At 67.3% G+C, this 17,151-nt stretch carries 14 protein-coding genes and 1 tRNA gene; 12 read left to right on the top strand and 3 right to left on the bottom strand.

What is annotated here, in order from left to right; translation table 11 throughout:
* Nucleotides 1–189: 189 nt before the first annotated feature.
* Nucleotides 190–1,146, bottom strand: a complete 957-nt coding sequence (locus GZH52_RS05835) for a tRNA dihydrouridine synthase (protein ID WP_163315548.1) — start codon at nucleotides 1,144–1,146, stop codon at nucleotides 190–192.
* 119 nt (nucleotides 1,147–1,265) lie between these two features.
* Here GZH52_RS05835 and GZH52_RS05830 point away from each other — a divergent pair, with 119 nt between their 5' ends.
* The 9 genes from GZH52_RS05830 (at nucleotide 1,266) to GZH52_RS05790 (ending at nucleotide 9,673) form a co-directional block, all read left to right on the top strand.
* Nucleotides 1,266–2,309, top strand: a complete 1,044-nt coding sequence (locus GZH52_RS05830) for an HD-GYP domain-containing protein (RefSeq protein ID WP_163315547.1) — start codon at nucleotides 1,266–1,268, stop codon at nucleotides 2,307–2,309.
* Nucleotides 2,306–2,530 carry a DUF1653 domain-containing protein gene (locus tag GZH52_RS05825; protein WP_163315546.1) on the top strand — a complete coding sequence of 75 codons (225 nt, stop codon included), beginning with the start codon at nucleotides 2,306–2,308 and terminating at the stop codon, nucleotides 2,528–2,530. The genes GZH52_RS05830 and GZH52_RS05825 overlap by 4 nt, the downstream gene beginning before the upstream one ends.
* A 1-nt stretch (nucleotide 2,531) precedes the next feature.
* Complete coding sequence (gene msrA / locus GZH52_RS05820; protein WP_163315545.1) at nucleotides 2,532–3,077, top strand: peptide-methionine (S)-S-oxide reductase MsrA; 546 nt, start codon at nucleotides 2,532–2,534, stop codon at nucleotides 3,075–3,077.
* Nucleotides 3,078–3,119: 42 nt separating this feature from the next.
* A complete protein-coding gene (locus tag GZH52_RS05815; protein WP_163315544.1) occupies nucleotides 3,120–4,094 on the top strand; it encodes a potassium channel family protein in 975 nt (324 codons plus the stop codon).
* 56 nt (nucleotides 4,095–4,150) lie between these two features.
* Nucleotides 4,151–6,331: an ATP-binding protein gene (locus GZH52_RS05810; RefSeq protein WP_163315543.1), complete on the top strand. Its 2,181-nt coding sequence runs from the start codon at nucleotides 4,151–4,153 to the stop codon at nucleotides 6,329–6,331.
* Nucleotides 6,295–6,936, top strand: coding sequence for a response regulator transcription factor (locus GZH52_RS05805; protein ID WP_163315542.1), 642 nt, complete (start codon nucleotides 6,295–6,297; stop codon nucleotides 6,934–6,936). Before GZH52_RS05810 ends, GZH52_RS05805 begins: the two co-directional genes overlap by 37 nt.
* Before the next feature lie 40 nt (nucleotides 6,937–6,976).
* On the top strand, nucleotides 6,977–7,852 hold the full coding sequence (locus GZH52_RS05800) for an NAD kinase (RefSeq protein ID WP_163315541.1): 876 nt from the start codon (nucleotides 6,977–6,979) through the stop codon (nucleotides 7,850–7,852).
* Between the two features lie 16 nt (nucleotides 7,853–7,868).
* Nucleotides 7,869–9,530, top strand: coding sequence for a DNA repair protein RecN (recN, locus tag GZH52_RS05795; RefSeq protein ID WP_163315540.1), 1,662 nt, complete (start codon nucleotides 7,869–7,871; stop codon nucleotides 9,528–9,530).
* A 53-nt stretch (nucleotides 9,531–9,583) separates the two neighbouring features.
* Nucleotides 9,584–9,673 (top strand) — tRNA-Ser (locus tag GZH52_RS05790).
* 156 nt (nucleotides 9,674–9,829) lie between these two features.
* Here the strand turns inward: GZH52_RS05790 and GZH52_RS05785 are convergent.
* The gene (locus tag GZH52_RS05785) at nucleotides 9,830–11,215 is read right to left on the bottom strand and encodes an FAD-binding oxidoreductase (protein ID WP_163315539.1); all 1,386 of its coding nucleotides are present in this window, start codon (nucleotides 11,213–11,215) and stop codon (nucleotides 9,830–9,832) included.
* A gap of 80 nt (nucleotides 11,216–11,295) precedes the next feature.
* Here GZH52_RS05785 and serA point away from each other — a divergent pair, with 80 nt between their 5' ends.
* The 3 genes from serA (at nucleotide 11,296) to acnA (ending at nucleotide 15,552) form a co-directional block, all read left to right on the top strand.
* Nucleotides 11,296–12,525, top strand: coding sequence for a phosphoglycerate dehydrogenase (serA, locus tag GZH52_RS05780; protein ID WP_163315538.1), 1,230 nt, complete (start codon nucleotides 11,296–11,298; stop codon nucleotides 12,523–12,525).
* 16 nt (nucleotides 12,526–12,541) lie between these two features.
* The gene (locus GZH52_RS05775; RefSeq protein ID WP_163315537.1) at nucleotides 12,542–12,685 is read left to right on the top strand and encodes a hypothetical protein; all 144 of its coding nucleotides are present in this window, start codon (nucleotides 12,542–12,544) and stop codon (nucleotides 12,683–12,685) included.
* 173 nt (nucleotides 12,686–12,858) lie between these two features.
* The gene (gene acnA / locus GZH52_RS05770) at nucleotides 12,859–15,552 is read left to right on the top strand and encodes an aconitate hydratase AcnA (RefSeq protein WP_163315536.1); all 2,694 of its coding nucleotides are present in this window, start codon (nucleotides 12,859–12,861) and stop codon (nucleotides 15,550–15,552) included.
* Between the two features lie 8 nt (nucleotides 15,553–15,560).
* On the opposite strand, the gene GZH52_RS05765 is transcribed toward acnA, so the two are convergent.
* Complete coding sequence (locus GZH52_RS05765) at nucleotides 15,561–17,027, bottom strand: RNB domain-containing ribonuclease (protein ID WP_163315535.1); 1,467 nt, start codon at nucleotides 17,025–17,027, stop codon at nucleotides 15,561–15,563.
* Nucleotides 17,028–17,151: the final 124 nt, after the last annotated feature.

Raw genomic sequence — 17,151 nt, 5'->3', positions numbered from 1 at the left:
ACACCCGGCCACGCAAACCGCTGCCGCGCCGCAAAAGAACGAAAAAAAGCCCCTTTCACACGGTGAAAGGGGACCAATTTGCTATGGGGAAGTGCAACGCCAGCTGAGGGCTGGCCCATCCAAACCTTGCGATCCGGACTTGCGGCAAGTATGCCCGCAGCTGCCGGGTCGCGGTATCCGTAGAAATACCTAGTGCGCGCCCGAGAGTACCGCCGCGATCGCGTCCTGGTCGGTCAGGCGGCGCACCGACTCGAACAATTCGCCCGCCTGCGGGTAGCTGCGCTTGAGCTGGCCCAGCCACTGCTTGAGCCGCGCCACGGCAAACGGCGTGGCGCCGCCCTTGCCGCGGCATTGCGCAAAGAAGTCGACGATCCACGGCAACACCTCGCGCCACGGCATCGCGTCCAGCCGCTCGCCGGTCGCGCGGTAGTGCACGATGCGCCGCGCAAGGTCGGGCGCCGCGATCAGACCGCGGCCTATCATCACGTCCTCGCAGCCGCTCACTTCGACGATCGCCAGGTAGTCATCCAGCGTCCACACTTCGCCGTTGGCGATCACCCTCACCGGCGCAAATTCGCGGCGGATGCGGTCTATCCATTCCCAGTGCGCGGGCGGACGGTAGCCCTCGACCTTGGTGCGCGCGTGCACGGCGAGCTCGGCGACGCCGCCGCTCACCAGCGCGTGCGCGCAGTCCATGGTCAGCGCGGTGTCCTCGAAGCCGAGCCGCATCTTGGCGGTCAGCGGCACGTCAGCCGGCAACGTCGCGCGCACGGTGCGGGTGATCTCGTGCATCAGCGCGGGCTCCTTCAGCAGCGCCGCACCGCCCCTGTGGCGGTTGACGCTGGGCGCCGGGCAGCCAAAGTTCAGGTCGATCACGCGCGCGCCGCACTCGACGGCGCGCAGCGCGTTCACCGAGAGCGCCTGCGGGTCGGAGCCCAGCAACTGCACGCGCAGCGGGACGCCGGCGCGGGTCGCACCGCTGCCGAACAGTTCGGGCGCGTGCCGCTGGTAGGTCTTCACCGGCAACAGGGTGTCGGTGACGCGGATGAACTCCGACACGCACCAGTCGATGCCGCCGACGCGGGTGAGCACGTCCCGCATCACCTCGTCGACCAGCCCCTCCATCGGTGCCAGAACAATCGCCATGCCTTCGCCCACCCTTCACAAAAGGCCGGCATTTTATGCGATGCCGCGCCGGCTGTCGCCTGTTTGCACGGCAAGCATCCAACGTATAATGATATTCGGTTTTCACGTTGAAGCTGCCCATGCTGCCTAGAGTCCTGCCCGACACCCTGTTCGCCCGCAACCATCTGGAAATGGACGGCGACGGCGTATTCCGGCTGACGGCCCGCGGCCGCTCGCTGTACCAACCGCACCCGGCGCACATGGCGCTGGAAGACGGCGCGCCAAGCGAACCCATGCGTAGCCTGGCCGTGCTGCGCAAACGACTGGGCGAAATCTTCCGGGACCCGCTCGCCTGCAGCGACGCGGCAGGCCAATTGCGCGAGATGGGCAAAGAGGTCAACAGGCTCGCCTGCCACGCACCGGACGCGTGCATCGCCGCCATCCTCATCACGCCCTGCCCCGAGTACACCTTGCAGCACGCACTGAACGCCAGCGTGCTCGCCACCTTGCTCGGCATGCAGGCGCAACTGGAAGCCGACGAGATGGAAATCGTGACGCTTGCCGCGATGACCATGAATATCGGCACCGTCCGCCTGCAGGACCTGCTGGCCGGACAAGCCAGCCCGCCGAGTACCTCGCAGCACCAGCTGATCCGCCTGCACCCCATCCTCTCGTCGGCGCTGCTGCGCGAAATGGGGGTGACCGACCCGCGCTGGCACGAAACGGTGCAGACCCACCACGAAGAATGGAATGGCCGCGGCTACCCTTTCCAGCTCACACAGGCGCAGATCGTGGACGCCGCGCATATCGTGCATCTGGCCGACATCGCATGCGCCAAGCTGATGCCGCGCGGCTACCGGAGCCGTCTGCCGGCCCGGCAGGCGCTGGCCCAGCTCTACCAGAACCGCGATGAACAGTTCGACGCGCGGCTGGTGTCTCTCTTGGTACGCGAACTTGGCTTCTACCCGCCCGGCGGTTTTGTCGAACTGGCCGGCGGCGAGCTTGGCGTGGTCGTCAAGCGGGGCGCCTCGGCGCAAAGCCCGCTGGTTGTCCTGCCCGATGCCCCCCAACACATCCTCGACACCGCCGCACCCGAACACCCGATCAAGGGTGCGACGGTGCCGCCGCGCATCAACCTCCAGCAATACGAAGCCCTGACCCGGCTCTGGGAGAACCTGGCATGAACGCAAGACCTTCAATCCCCTCCGGCCGCTACCGCCATTACAAGGGGCGCGACTACCAGGTGATCGACCTAGTCCGCCACAGCGAGACCGAAGAGTGGCTGGTGCTGTACCGCCCCCTCTACGGCGCAGGCGCCCTGTGGGTGCGCCCCGCCGGGATGTTCGTGGAAAACGTCAGCGTGGACGGGGCCCTGCGCCCCCGTTTCGAACGCACAGGAGACTGAAATGCAGACAGCGATCTTCGCAGGCGGCTGCTTCTGGTGCACGGAGGCGGCGTTCGCCCGCATGCAGGGCGTGGTGTCGGTGGAGCCGGGTTACATCGGTGGCACGCTCGAACACCCCGACTACCGGGCGGTCTGCCGCGGCGACAGCGGACACGCCGAGGCGGTGCGCGTGCGTTACGACGAGGCCGTGATCGACTACCCGACGCTGCTGTCGGTGTTCTTCGCCTGCCACGACCCGACCACGCTCAACCGCCAGGGGCACGACGTCGGCCCGCAGTACCGCTCGGCGGTCTTCACGCTGGACGACGCGCAGGCCGAAGCCGCCCGCGAGGCGATTGCCCGGCTCGACAAGACAGGCGTGTTCGGCGCACCCATCGTTACCGAAGTCACCGCGGCCGGCCCGTTCTGGCCGGCCGAAGCCGAGCACCACCACTATTTCGAGCACCATGGCGACGCGCCGTATTGCCAGGCGGTGATCGCGCCCAAACTCGCCAAACTGGCGCGCCACTTTCCGGATGGTCGCCCCGCCGACATCTGCACAAAATAATGCATATCGGATAACATCCGCCCATTTGGCTGAGCGTCACCCATGGGCAAGGCACTTACCCGGAAACTGCTGCTGCTGACCGCACTGCTCGGGGCCGTCATCCTGACCGGCACGTCAGGCTACGCGCTGATCGAAGGCTGGCCGCTGTTCGATAGCCTGTACATGACGGTCATTACGCTGGCGACCATAGGCTACGGTGAGACGCACCCCCTCTCGCAGGCGGGGCGCGCGTTCACCATCGCGCTGGTCTTCTTCGGCACTGGCGTGGTCGGCTACGCGCTCTCCTCGCTGACCCTGCTGCTGTTCCAGAGTGACCTGCCGCAAATCCTGAAAAGACGGGCCATGGAAAAAGAAATTGCCCGGCTGCAAGGCCACATCATCGTGTGCGGGCTATCGCACACCGGGCTTGCCGCCATCGACGAGCTGACCCACAGCGGCCACCCCGTCGTCGCCGTCGAACGGGACGAGGCCGCTGCACGCGCACTCGACCCGCTGGACATTCCCTATATCGTCGGCGATGCAACCGAAGACGCCAACCTGACTGCGGCTGGCGCGCTCAACGCGCGGGCGCTGATCAGTTGCCTGACCTCGGATGCCGAAAACGCCTTCGTAATCGTCACCGCCCGCACGCTCAATCCGCAACTGATGCTGGTCGCCAAGGCGGAAACCGAAGCGTCACGCCGCAAGCTGCTCGCGGTCGGCGCACACAAGGTGGTCGTCCCCTCCTACCTAGGCGGCGTCAACCTCGCCAATCTGGTCGTCAATCCCGAGACGCTGCACTTTTTCGAGCGGCTCCATACCCGCTACCCCAATACCTTCCGCGCCGAAGTGGTTCCCGTACACCCCGAGTGGGACGGCAAGCAGCTTGGCGAATGCCTGTCGCTGGACGACGGCCGCACCATGGTAATCGCCCTGGAAACGCCCGGCGAAGATGTGCTATTCAACCCGGGCCCAGCCACAAGGCTGCAAAATGGCGCGTCACTGATGATCATCGGCCGCCACGGCGGCAAGGAATGAAGCGCCAGCCGCCCCCCGTAAGCCAGCCCATGGTGCGATTGGCACGCAGCCATGCGATGGCGCTGGCACTGTGGGCCGCGTTGTGGGCAGGCCTGATGCTGCTCGTGCTGGCCGCCACCCACCGCGAGCAACAGGCGCACGTCCGGCAGGCGGCCGAAACCGCGCGCGCCGTGCTGCTCGCCCGTCTCGCCGCGACCGAACACCTGCTCTCCCTGCTGGCGAACGACGCGCCCGCCCCCCACGACACCCTGCACGTACGCGCCGCGCACCTGCAAAAGGATTTGCCTTTTATCTACGTGATGGGCCGCCAGCCCTACGTTCCGCGTGCGGCGCGCGCCGGATACGAAAAGTCGCTCAGCCTGCAGTACGGCGGCCCCGTGCGCATCCGCGACTTCCATCCGCCACCTGGACAGCAGGCGCCGTGGCGGGACGCGCGCTACTGGCAGGTAGCCCCCGAGCGCGATTACTACCTGCCGCTGACGCAAACCGCACCGGAGCGCCACTACCCGGCCCGCTTCATGGTCGGGCTCGACCTGTTGGCCAACCCGATCATCGGCACAGCCGTGCGGCGCAGCCTGCGCAGCGCGGCGCTCGCCATCACCGAACCGCTCACGCTGAGCAACGGCGAACGCGGCGTGATCCTGGTCGAGCCCATCCTGCGCCGCCAGTCCAGACTCACCGACAACCGGCGCGACAACCTGGCAGTGGACGGCATCGCGCTGATCGCGCTGAGCAGCGAACGCCTGCTCTCGGGTGTCCCCTTGCCCGCCGATATCAGCGTACGGCTCGCACATACAGGCCGCGCCGAAACCATCCCGCTGCTGGCACCCGCCACTGCCGAAACCCGCCTCGCGCGCCTGTCCGGCCAGCTGTTCGGCGCGCCCGACGCGCGCCTGCCGCTACTGCGGCCGGACTTCCCCTACCGCGTAGAGGCGCAAGCGCCGGCGCTGCCCGGCAACTTCGAAGCCGGCCCCTGGCTGGCGGCCACCGCGGCGCTTGCCGCGCTGCTGGCTGCGGCCATCCGCACGCTGTACGCCCGATACGCGCGGGCGCGCCGGCGCCACAACGACCCGCAGGCGCACGCGGCCCGCACCCGCCGCCGCGAAGACGCGCTGCTCGAGGGCGTCGGCGACGCGGTGCTGATCGTCGATTCGCAGCGGCGCATCGTCGCGCTGAATGCACGTGCGCTCGAGATGGCCGCGACGACGCGGGCGCTGGCCGAAGGTGCGCGCATCGACGAAGTGCTGCCGCTGCACGTCGAACTGGCGACCCACGGCGACGACCCGCTGGCAGATTGCCTCACCCGGCAGGTCCGGATCCCGCTACCTGCCCACGCCTACGTCGACACCCCAGCCGGCAAGCAGTACATCGAAGGGCGGCTGACGCCGCTTGGCGACGGCGCGCTGATCGCGCTGACCCGGCTGCCGGACGCGGAACCGGGCGACGCGCGGCACCGGCGCGACGAACGGCTGCACGCGCACGCGTCCGCCTACGCGCAGTCGGCACGCGCGTCCAGCCTGGCGGAGATGGCCTCGGGCATCGCGCACGAGATCAACCAGCCGCTTTCGGCGATCAACAGCTACAACGACGCCGCGCTGTCCATGCTCGAAGACGGCGACGCCGACCCCGAGCTGATCCGGACCGCGCTCGAGGGCAGCCTCGCGCAGGTGGAACGCGCCGGGCATATCGTGCGCGGGCTGCGCAACTTCGTCGCCGCGCGCCGTCCCGAACTCGTCAGCGTCGACGTCAACCAGGCGGTCCGTAACGCGCTCTTGCTGGCCACGCCCGAGATGCGCTTCACGACGACCCACCTGAACACACGCTTATCCAGCGCGCTGCCGCGCGTGCAGGCCGACCCGATCCAGCTCGAACAAGTGCTGCTGAACCTGATCCGCAACGCGCTGGACGCCACCGGCAGCCAGACAGGCTGGGGGCGGATCACCGTCAGCAGCGAGGCGTGCACCGGCGGCGTGCGGGTCAGGGTCAGCGACAGCGGCCCCGGCATCCCGGCAGACGTGTTGCCGCGCATCTTCGACCCCTTCTATAGCGGCAAACCCAAGGGCGGCGGGATGGGGCTGGGACTGACCATCAGCCAGACGCTGATCGAATCGTTCGGCGGCGCCCTCTACGCGCGCAACCTGGCCGAAGGCGGCGCCGAATTCATGTTCGAACTACCCGCACCCCGTTTCGAGGAGCCCCCATGCCCGACCACCACGCCACAGCCGTCGTCCACCTGATCGACGACGACGCCGCGGTCCGCGCCGCGCTCGAGCTGCTGCTCGCAAGCCAGGGCTACACCGTGCACGGCCACGAGAGCGGCGAGGCCTTCCTCGCGCTACCCGACCCGGGCGAAATCGGCGCCATCATCCTCGACATCCGCATGCCAGGCTTGTCCGGGCTCGCGCTGCAGCAAGTACTCGCCGAGCGCGCGGCCAAGCTGCCGATCATCTTCATCACCGGCCACGGCGACGTCGACCAGTGCGCGCGCGCCTTTCGTGCCGGCGCGATCGATTTCCTGCCCAAGCCGGTCAACCGCGCACAGCTGATCGACAGCCTGCGCCGCGCCTTCCGCCTGAGCATCAGCCGCCAGGCGCGCGACGTGGCGATCAAGGACGCGAGCGAGCGGCTCGACCGGCTGTCCGAGCGCGAACGCGACATCCTCGAGCGCGTGGTCGACGGCTTCTCCAGCAAGGAAATCGCCCGCGAGCTCGAGCTCTCGCCGCGCACGGTCGAAGCGCACCGCGCGAGCCTCTTTAGCAAGCTCGAAGTCGGCTCGCTGGCCGAACTGATCCGCCTTTACCTGTCGGCCGACCGGATTGCTGGCGACACACCCATGCCATAGCGGTTTTGGCATGCCAGCCACAACACGTTAAGATTCGACCATGACTTGTCTATTCAAGAAGGTCGGGCTGTTCGCCCGCCACGGCAAAGCGCATATCGTCGCGTCGCTGCGCGAACTGGCCGACCACCTCGCCATGCGCGGGGTCGTCGTGCTGATCGACGAGGAGAGCGCCAGCGCAGAGGAAGCCGGGCCGCACCAGCGCGTGTCGCGCACCGACATGGGCAAGCTCGCCGACCTGGCCGTCGTGCTCGGCGGCGACGGCACCATGCTCGCGATCGCCCGCCTGCTCGCGCCCTACCGGGTGCCGCTGGTCGGCGTCAACCAGGGCCGGCTGGGCTTCATGACCGACATCCCGCTGCACGAGATGCTCACCAGCGTCGACGCCATCCTGAACGGCGACTTCGTCCCCGAGGACCGCATCCTGTTGTCGGCGTCGGTGCTGCGCGAGGACGCCGAGGTCGCCAGCGCGCTCGCGCTCAACGACATCGTCGTCAACCGCGGCGGGCTGGGCGCGATGATCGAGTTCGAGGTGTTCATCGACAACCAGTTCGTGTACAGCCAGCGCTCGGACGGGCTGATCATCAGCACGCCGACCGGCTCGACCGCGTACGCGCTCGCCTCCGGCGGCCCCATCCTGCACCCGACCCTGCAGGCGATCGCGCTGGTGCCGATCTGCCCGCAGTCGATGAGCAACCGGCCGATCGCGGTGTCCGACAGCTGCGAGGTCGAGTTCATGCTCACCCGCGGCCTCGACACCCGCGTCCACTTCGACGGCCAGTCGCACTGCGACCTGATGGAGATGGACCGCGTGATCATCCGCCGCTACCGCAACCCGCTGCGCATCCTGCACCCGGCCGGTTACAACTACTACGACATGCTCCGCCACAAGCTGCACTGGGGCGAGCGCCTGCTCTGAGCCACACCCTAAAGCCATGCTGATTTCGCTCTCCGTGCGCGACTTCGTGATCGTCGACGCACTCGAACTGGACTTTACCGACGGCTTTACCGTGCTCACCGGCGAAACCGGCGCCGGCAAGTCCATCCTGCTCGACGCCCTGAGCCTGCTGTTGGGCGACCGCGCCGAAGGCGGCGAAGTGCGCGAGGGCGCCGACCGCGCCGAACTTGCCGCCGTGTTCGACATCGCCCGCCTGCCCGCGCTCGCCGCGTGGCTCGCCGCGCACGACCTGGCCGGCGACGACAACGACCTCCTGATCCGCCGCGCGCTCGACAAGAACGGCCGCTCGCGCGCACAGGTCAACGGCCGCATCGCGACGCTGGCCCAGTTGCGCGAGATCGGCGAGCATCTGCTCGACATCCACGGCCAGCACGCGCACCAGTCGCTGGTGCGCGCCGACACCCAGCGCGGTCTGCTCGACGCGTACGCCGGCGCCTTGGCGCTGGCCGCCGACGTCGCCGACGCGTGGCAAGACTGGCAGCACGCGCGCCGCGCACGCGAAGACGCCGAGCGGCTGTCGCGCGAATCCGAGGTCGAGCGCGAACGGCTGACCTGGCAGATCGGCGAGCTGACCGAGCTTGCGCTGACCGCCGACGAGTGGAAAGAGCTCAACCAGCAGCACTCGCGCCTGGCCAACGCCGTCGAGCTCACCCAGAGCGCGCAGCACGCGGTCGACGCCCTCTCCGAGATGGACGGCAACTGCCTGTCGCTGCTCGGCCTCGTGCAGAACCGCCTGTCGCGGCTGGCCGGCGTCGACCCGCGCCTGGCGGAGACGCTGGCGCTGCTCGACTCGGTCGACGCCGAACTGCGCGAAGTCGTGTACGGCCTGCGCGACTACGCAAGCGGCCTCGACGAGGACCCGGCCGAGCTCGTGCGCATCGAGGCGCGCATCGACCAGGCGATGACGCTCGCGCGCAAGTACCGCTGCCAGCCGCAGGACCTGCCCGAAAAGCTCGCCGACTGGCAGCAGCAACTGGACAAGCTCGAGGCGAGCGCCGACCAGGCCGCACTCGCCGTCACCGAACAGGCGGCGCTCGCGCGCTACCGCACGCAGGCCGAGAGTCTGTCGGCCAAGCGCCGCCAAGCCGCCGGCGAACTCTCCGAGCGCATCTCCAAGGAAATGCATCATCTGGCGATGGGCGGCGCGCGCTTCGCGATCGAACTCTCGGCGCTCGCCGATCCCACCGCGCACGGCATGGAATCGGTCGAGTACCTGGTCGCCGCCAACGCCGGCGCCACCTTGCGCCCGCTGGCCAAGGTCGCCTCCGGCGGCGAGCTCTCGCGCATCAGCCTCGCCATGCAGGTGGTGATCAGCCAGGTCGCGTCGGTGCCGACGCTGATCTTCGACGAAGTGGACGTCGGCATCGGCGGGCGCGTCGCCGAGGTGGTCGGCAAACTGCTGAAGGAGTTGGGCCGCCGCTACCAGGTGCTGGCGATCACCCACCTGCCGCAGGTCGCCTCGTGCGGCGACGCGCACTGGCGCGTCGCCAAGCGCGACGAGAACGGCCGCACCGTCAGCCGCATCAGCGTGCTTAACACCAGCGCGCGCGTCGACGAACTCGCGCGCATGCTGGGCGGCGAGGCGATCACCGACACCACGCGCCAACACGCCGCGGAGATGCTCGAAGCCAACGCCTGAGCAGGCTAGGCAAAGCGGCGCCATTTCGCTATCATGGCGCCCTCATCCGGAACGGAAGCGTGGCAGAGTGGTTTAATGCACCGGTCTTGAAAACCGACGAGGGTTCACGCCCTCCGTGAGTTCGAATCTCACCGCTTCCGCCAGGAACAAACATCAAAGCCCTGATCATTCAGGGCTTTTTTGTTGAATGGTCTGGCCAGCATGCCATCCAGTATGCCATTTCAGACCGACCCACCTCGTTCCACCTCGGGCTCAACCCAAAGGACCCGATGGCCGGACGCCCGCATTTGACATGCGTATCAAGCCAGCAGCTTACCCGGGTTCATCACCCCGTCCGGGTCGAACAGTTGCTTGATCCCGCGCATCAGGGCGATTTCTTCGGGGCTGCACGTATACGACAGGTAGTCGCGCTTGAAGAGCCCGACCCCGTGCTCGGCCGACACGCTGCCGCCCGCCTCGCGCACCAGCTCAAACACCGCCTCGTTGACGTGTTCGCATGCCTGGCGGAACGCCGCCAGATCCATGCCTGACGGACGCAGCACGTTGATGTGCAGGTTGCCGTCGCCGATGTGGCCGAACCAGACCACCTCGAAGTCCGGATAGGCCTCACCGAGCAAGGCGTCGAGGCGGGCGACGAAGGGGTCTACCTCTGAAATACGCAGCGCGATGTCGTTCTTGTACGGGGTGTGCGGCGTGATCGCCTCGCTGATGTCTTCGCGCAAGCGCCACAAGGCTCGCGCATGCGCGTCGCTTTGCGATACCACGCCGTCGACCACCCAGCCCTGCTCCGCGCAGTGGCCGAACACGACAAGGTCCGGCTCGGCGCCGCCTGCCGGGCGCACGTACTCGAGCAGCACGTAATATGGCGCCGCAGATTCGAACGGGCGTACCGCGCCGCGTGCGAGCACGTGCTTAAGCGCCTTGTCGGAAAAGAATTCGAACGCATGCAGGGTCAGCGCGCGCCTGAACGCGTCGAACACCCGCATCACGCACGAGAGGTCGGGCAAGGCGAGCACCATGACGGCCGTCTCGGGCGGGGCCTGCGTCAGCCTGATCGACGCGCCGACGATGAAGCCCAGCGTGCCTTCCGAGCCGACGAACAGGTGGCGCAAGTCGTAGCCAGTGTTGTTCTTCACCAGCCCGCGGTTTAGTTCCAGCACTTCGCCGGCGCCGGTCACCACCGTCAGGCCGGCGACCCAGTCGCGGGTCATGCCGTAGCGCAGCACCTTGATGCCCCCCGCGTTGGTCGCGATATTGCCGCCGATCTGGCTGGAACCACTGGACGCGAAGTCGACCGGGTAATGCATGCCGTGCTCGCGGGCGAAAGCCTGCAGGGTGCGGGTGACGACGCCGGGTTCGACCTCGACGATGCCGTCCAGCGCGTCAAAGCGCCCTATCCTGTTCATCCGCTCGAAAGACACCACCACCTCGCCGCCGGCCGCCACCGCGCCGCCGGAGAGGCCGGTGCGCCCGCCGGACGGCACCAGCGCGACCTTGTGCCGCCGCGCCCAGCGCACAATGGCGACCACCTCGTCCACCGTGGTCGGGAAGAGCACGGCGGGGGTATCCGGCTGCCAGTAGCGGGTCCAGTCCAACCCGTACTTGGCGCGGCTCGCGTCGTCGGTGACGATACGCAGCGCCGGTGCATCGGCAAGCAGGGCCGGCAAAGGTGGCATGGTCGACATGGCTTTCTCCCTCTTTTCAAACGTCATGAGCACATCGCATAATACCAAAACCCGAGTAATTTACTCAACAAAGGCATGCCATGACTCAAGCCCTTTCCCTGCCGCGCGACCGCATCAAGGTTCTGTTGCTCGAAGGCATACACCAAAGCGCGGTCGACGCGTTTACCGCCGCCGGATACACCCGCATCGAACGCTACGACAAGGCGTTGCCGCCGGCCGAGCTCGCCGCGAAGATCAGCGACGCGCACCTGGTGGGCATCCGCTCGCGCAGCCAGCTGGACGAAGCAGCACTTGCCGCCGCGCAGAAGCTGATCGCCGTCGGCTGCTTCTGCATCGGCACCAACCAGGTCGACCTGGCCGCGGCCAAGCGCCGCGGCGTACCTGTCTTCAACGCGCCGTTCTCCAACACGCGCTCGGTGGCCGAGCTGGTGATCGCCCAAACCATCCTGTTGATGCGCAACATCCCGGCCAAGAACGCGTTGCTGCACCGCGGCGGCTGGGACAAATCCGCCGCCAACAGCTTTGAGGTGCGCGGCAAGACGCTGGGCATCGTCGGCTACGGCAACATCGGCACCCAGGTTGGCGTGCTGGCCGAGGCGCTGGGCATGCAGGTGCTGTTTTGCGACATCGAGAACAAGCTGCCGCTGGGCAACGCACGTCAGGTCGCCTTCGCCGAACTGTGCGCCAAGGCAGACACCATCACGCTGCACGTCCCGCAAACCCCTCAGACGCAAGGCATGATCGGCGCGGGCGAGCTTGCCATGATGAAAGACGGCGTGCGCCTGATCAACGCCTCGCGCGGCAACGTGATCGACATCGAAGCGCTCGCCGACGCGCTCTCGCGCGGCAAGCTCTCCGGTGCCGCCGTCGACGTCTTCCCGCACGAGCCCGAACACAACGCAGAGCCCTTCGTCTCGGCGCTGACGGCCTTCGACAATGTGATGCTGACCCCGCATATCGGCGGCAGCACCCAGGAAGCGCAAGCGAACATCGGCCATGAAGTCGCGGCCAAGCTGATCCGTTACAGCGACAACGGCTCGACGCTCTCCGCCGTCAACTTCCCGGAGGTGTCGCTGCCTGCCCACGCCGGCAAGTGCCGGCTGCTGCACATCCACCACAACCGGCCCGGCGTGCTCGCGCATGTGAACGAGGCACTGGCCCGCGCGGGCGCCAACATCGCCGCCCAACACCTGCAGACCGACGCCGACATCGGCTACGTGGTGGTCGAGACCGACAGCGCGGCAAGCCAGGACGCGCTCGCCGCGCTGTCACGGGTGGAGGGCACCTTGCGCTGCCGCGTGCTGTACTGAGCAGGCATCAGAGGTCTTGCTCGCGAAGTCTGCCGCACACGGCGCACGCGCGCTGGCCATGGGGGCATTCGGCCGCAACAGCTGGCGCGACCGCTTGTTCTACTCGGCCACCCGTACCTTGCTGGCCGAGGCGGATTTCCCCTTGCGGCTCGCCCACTGATCAAGCAAGGGGGGCGCGACAAGCGGGGCAAGCGCATGTTTGCCGTGCACAGGCCTGATCGCATCGCAGGAGTAGTCAACCTGCCGCTGCCCTGAACCCGGCCACCCCGCCGCGCCACGCGCCGCCAGCTATACCGGACGGGGATGACCACCACCGCGTCAGTGAGGCAAGCCATGCACACCCCGACCAACTCGTTCAACACGCTGTCCACGCTTGAGGTCAACGGCAAGACCTACCGCTACTACGCCTTGCAAGGCGGCGAGCTTGCAGGATGCGCGGCGGTACGCCGCCTGCCGGTGAGCACCCGCATCCTCATGGAGAACCTGCTGCGCCACGAGGACGGGATAAGCGTCACTCGCCACCACATCGAGGCGCTGGCCGGCAGCCAAGGCAAGGCTGTCGAGCAGGAAATCCTGTTCCACCCGGCGCGGGTGCTGATGCAGGACTTCACCGGCGTGCCGGCGGTGGCGGACCTCGCCGCGATGCGCGACGCGCTGGCCGGCCGCGGCGCCGACCCGTTCAGGGTCAACCCCCTGACACCGGTCGACCTAGTGATCGACCACTCGGTCAACGTCGACAGCTTCGGCAGCCCCGCCGCCTTCGACATCAACGTGCGCCTGGAAATGCAGCGCAACCACGAGCGCTACCGCTTTCTAAAGTGGGCGCAGGGCGCCTTCGACAACTTCCGGGTGGTGCCGCCGGGCACCGGCATTTGCCATCAAGTGAACCTCGAGTACCTGGCGAAGGTGGTTTGGCAGCAGCCCGGAAAAGACGGGCCGCTCGCGTTTCCCGACACCCTGGTCGGCACCGACAGCCACACCACCATGATCAACGCTTTGGGTGTGCTCGGCTGGGGCGTCGGCGGGATCGAAGCGGAAGCGGCCATGCTCGGGCAACCGGTGCCGATGCTGACTCCGGAGGTCGTCGGCTTCGAGCTGACCGGGGCGCTTGAGCCCGGCATCACCGCGACCGACCTGGTGCTGCAGGTGGTGCAGATGCTGCGTGCGTTCGGGGTGGTCGGCAAATTCGTCGAATTTTTCGGCGACGGGCTCGACCACCTGCCGCTGCCCGAGCGAGCCACCCTCTCCAATATGGCGCCAGAATACGGCGCGACCTGCGGCTTTTTCCCGGTCGACGCACAGACGATCCGCTACCTGGCGGTGACCGGTCGCGACGCGGATACCTGCGCCCTGGTCGAAGCGTATTGCCGCGCGCAGGGCCTGTGGCGCGACGCGCAGAGTGCCGCGCCCGATTACGCCGCGACCCTGTCGCTCGACCTCTCCTCGGTACAACCTTGCCTTGCAGGGCCGCGCCGCCCGCAAGACCGCGTGCCGCTGCCCGCTTTGCGCGAAGCGACCGAAGCCGTGATCACGCAAAACGGCAAGGCGGCCGAACTGGACACGGCGTTCGCGCTGCCCGGGGGCGATGACAGCCTGCACCACGGCGACGTGGTGATCGCCGCCATCACGTCCTGCACCAACACGTCGAACCCGGCGGTCATGATCGGCGCCGGCCTGCTCGCCCGCAATGCGCTCGCGCGCGGCCTGCAGCGCAAGCCCTGGGTCAAGTCGTCGCTGGCACCCGGCTCGCGCGTGGTCAGCGACTACCTCGCGCTATCGGGCCTGCAAGCGTGCCTTGACGCGCTGGGCTTCAATCTGGTGGGTTACGGCTGCACGACGTGCATCGGCAACTCCGGGCCGCTGCCCGAGGCGGTCGAACAGGCCGTCAGCCGCCACCAGCTGGTGGTGAGCGCGGTGCTCTCCGGCAACCGCAACTTCGAGGGGCGCATCCACCCGCAGGTGAAGGCCAACTGGCTGGCGTCCCCCCCGCTGGTGGTCGCCTACGCGCTGGCCGGCACCACCCGCATCGACCTGAGCCGAGAGCCGCTCGGGCTCGACAGCGCGGGTCTCCCCGTCTACCTCAAGGAGCTGTGGCCCGCTGACGAGGAGGTCGCGCACTGGGTGCACGCCATCGGCCGGCACATGTTCACCGAGCGCTACCGTACCGTGTTCGACGGCGACGCGGCGTGGCAGTCGATCAAGTCCGACGCCGGCGGGAACTACGCGTTCTCGCCCGACTCGACCTACATCCGCCTGCCGCCCTTTTTCGAGGCACGATGGCGCGGCAACACGGGCGACATCGTCGGTGCGCCCATTCTCGCGCTGCTGGGCGACTCGGTCACCACCGACCATATCTCGCCTGCCGGGCAGATCCCGCCGGACAGCCCGGCCGCCCGCTACCTGCGCAGCCAGGGGGTACTGGACGCCGACTTCAATTCCTACGGCGCCCGGCGCGGCAACCACGAAGTGGTGATGCGCGGCACCTTCGGCAATATCCGCCTGCGCAACGAGATGACGCCCAGCCTTGAAGGCGGTTATACCGTGCTGCACACCAACAGCGCAGGCCAGACGGCATCCCCCGTCTTCATCTACGATGCGGCGATGGCGTACCAGGCGGCCGGTGTCGGCACGATGGTGGTCGCCGGCAAGGAATACGGCACCGGTTCGAGCCGCGACTGGGCAGCCAAAGGGACGTTGCTGCTGGGTGTGAGGGCCGTGATCGCCGAGAGCTTCGAGCGCATCCACCGCTCCAACCTAGTGGGGATGGGGGTGTTGCCGCTGGAATTCTTGCCGGGCGAAAACCGCAAGACCCTGGCGCTTAGCGGAGAAGAGAGGTTCGACATCCTGGGGCTGGATGGCAAGCTGGTACCGCAGCAGCTACTGTCCGCGCGGGTGCACTATCCGTCAGGCGAGTGCCGGGAAATCACCCTGCGCACACGCCTGGATACCCTCATGGAGGTCGAGTATTACCGCTGCGGTGGCGTGCTGAACTTCATTTTTGAGCACTTAGCCGGAGCATCCGGCTAGACGGGTCATCACTCCATGGCCTCGAAGTCGATAAACCCGAGTTCAACATTGGTGGAAATTAGCCTGACGCGCAATTTATCGCCAACGCGCCGATCTTCGAAGCCGTACAGCAGCTTGCCCTCAACCGGCGGAGCGATCGCCCTGACCCAGACGCCGCTGCTATTGCTGCCGGTCACGATCGCATCAAAGGTTTCACCCACCCTGGACTCCAGCACCAGCGCGGCCTCCGATTTTCGCATGCGACGTTCAACTTTCTGCACGGCATCTTCCTGCCGGGTGCAGTGTTCTGCCAGCACATACAACTCGCCAGCCGTATACGGGGCTGGCTTGCTGGCCATGGTGGCCTTGAGCAGACGGGAAGTGATCAGGTCCGGATAGCGGCGGTTGGGTGCCGTCGAGTGGGTGTAGTCCCGCACTGCCAGGCCGAAATGGCCGATGGGCATGTCACCCGGCCGCTCTACCACATACTCGCCGGACCCCATCAGCTTCACGATGACCAGCGAGAGGTCGGGGAAGCGCAATGGATCGGCCCGATGCTGCCGGGCCAGAAAGGCCTCGAGCGCCCTGGAGTCCGGCTCGGCAGGCAACTGCTCGCCGTACTCTGCCGCGACCGCCACGATCCGCAACCAACGTTCGGGAGAGCGCACCACCCGCCGCAGCGAAGGGCAACCGCGTTCGGCAAGATAGCGTGCGGTGCAGTGGTTCGTGGCGATCATGATCTCCTCGATCAGCTGGCGCGCGCGGTTATGCGCCTGCTGCCGGATGTCGACCACCTGCTCCCCGTCAAACACGGCCCGGGGCTCGAAGGTTTCAAGCTCCAGCGAACCTTCGGCATGACGACGCTGCCGCAGCCGCTGCGCCAGGGCATCCTGCACACGCAACTGCTCCGCCATGCCCGGCACAGCCGCAGCCGCCGGCGGCAGCGCACCCGTTCCGTCCAGCCAGGCGCTGACCGCGTCGTAGGCGAGCTGGGCCTGGTTGCGCACCCGCGCCCGGTAGACGGATGACCGGGTCAGAACCGCCTGCGCATCGAAGGTCATCTCGGTCACCACCGCCAGCCGCTCTTCGCCCGGGTTCAGCGAGGTCAGGTTGGTGGATAACAGCTCAGGCAGCATCGGGAAGATGCGCGCCGAGGTATAGACCGTGGTGGTATTGATCCGCGCGGCCTCGTCGATGGCTGACCCCTGCTTGACTAGCGCATCCACGTCGGCGATAGCCACCAGCATGCGAACAGCGCCGTCCTTCAGCTTCTTGCAGACGGTGAGCTGATCCAGATCGCGCGAGTCATCGTTATCGATCGAACACCAGAGCAGCCCGATCAAGTCACGGATGTCGGTGTCGGCCTCATGTGCAGGTTGCCAGATGGCGGAGAGTTCCCGCTGGGCCGCATCACTGAATTCGGGTTGCAGGCCATGCTCCAGCATGGCTGCGACAGAGAGGCGCACCAGATCCGAACGTTGGTGTTTTGTATGCATTTGGACGCGCCGTGGAGGGGTTGACCGTTTACCTAGTTTAGGTGCCGCTCATGACGTGCGTTGATGACGCTTCCCGCGCACAAGCGAACCGTTGCAAGGCCGTTGCTACCTCATGGGTCTTCCC

Origin of the sequence: Crenobacter caeni, assembly GCF_010435965.1 — a bacterium.
GTDB lineage: Bacteria > Pseudomonadota > Gammaproteobacteria > Burkholderiales > Chromobacteriaceae > Craterilacuibacter > Craterilacuibacter caeni.
Note: the sequence above shows the minus strand (reverse complement) of the source record. Positions and strands in the feature narration are given on the sequence as shown.

What these genes read in the sequence shown, in the direction of transcription:
- GZH52_RS05835 (WP_163315548.1), bottom strand. Translation starts at nt 1,146, where the DNA reads ATGGCGATTGTTCTGGCACCGATGGAGGGGCTGGTCGACGAGGTGATG.
- GZH52_RS05830 (WP_163315547.1), top strand. Translation starts at nt 1,266, where the DNA reads ATGCTGCCTAGAGTCCTGCCCGACACCCTGTTCGCCCGCAACCATCTG.
- GZH52_RS05800 (WP_163315541.1), top strand. Translation starts at nt 6,977, where the DNA reads ATGACTTGTCTATTCAAGAAGGTCGGGCTGTTCGCCCGCCACGGCAAA.
- recN (WP_163315540.1), top strand. Translation starts at nt 7,869, where the DNA reads ATGCTGATTTCGCTCTCCGTGCGCGACTTCGTGATCGTCGACGCACTC.
- GZH52_RS05785 (WP_163315539.1), bottom strand. Translation starts at nt 11,215, where the DNA reads ATGTCGACCATGCCACCTTTGCCGGCCCTGCTTGCCGATGCACCGGCG.
- serA (WP_163315538.1), top strand. Translation starts at nt 11,296, where the DNA reads ATGACTCAAGCCCTTTCCCTGCCGCGCGACCGCATCAAGGTTCTGTTG.
- GZH52_RS05825 (WP_163315546.1), top strand. Translation starts at nt 2,306, where the DNA reads ATGAACGCAAGACCTTCAATCCCCTCCGGCCGCTACCGCCATTACAAG.
- msrA (WP_163315545.1), top strand. Translation starts at nt 2,532, where the DNA reads ATGCAGACAGCGATCTTCGCAGGCGGCTGCTTCTGGTGCACGGAGGCG.
- GZH52_RS05815 (WP_163315544.1), top strand. Translation starts at nt 3,120, where the DNA reads ATGGGCAAGGCACTTACCCGGAAACTGCTGCTGCTGACCGCACTGCTC.
- GZH52_RS05765 (WP_163315535.1), bottom strand. Translation starts at nt 17,027, where the DNA reads ATGCATACAAAACACCAACGTTCGGATCTGGTGCGCCTCTCTGTCGCA.
- GZH52_RS05805 (WP_163315542.1), top strand. Translation starts at nt 6,295, where the DNA reads ATGCCCGACCACCACGCCACAGCCGTCGTCCACCTGATCGACGACGAC.
- acnA (WP_163315536.1), top strand. Translation starts at nt 12,859, where the DNA reads ATGCACACCCCGACCAACTCGTTCAACACGCTGTCCACGCTTGAGGTC.
- GZH52_RS05810 (WP_163315543.1), top strand. Translation starts at nt 4,151, where the DNA reads ATGGCGCTGGCACTGTGGGCCGCGTTGTGGGCAGGCCTGATGCTGCTC.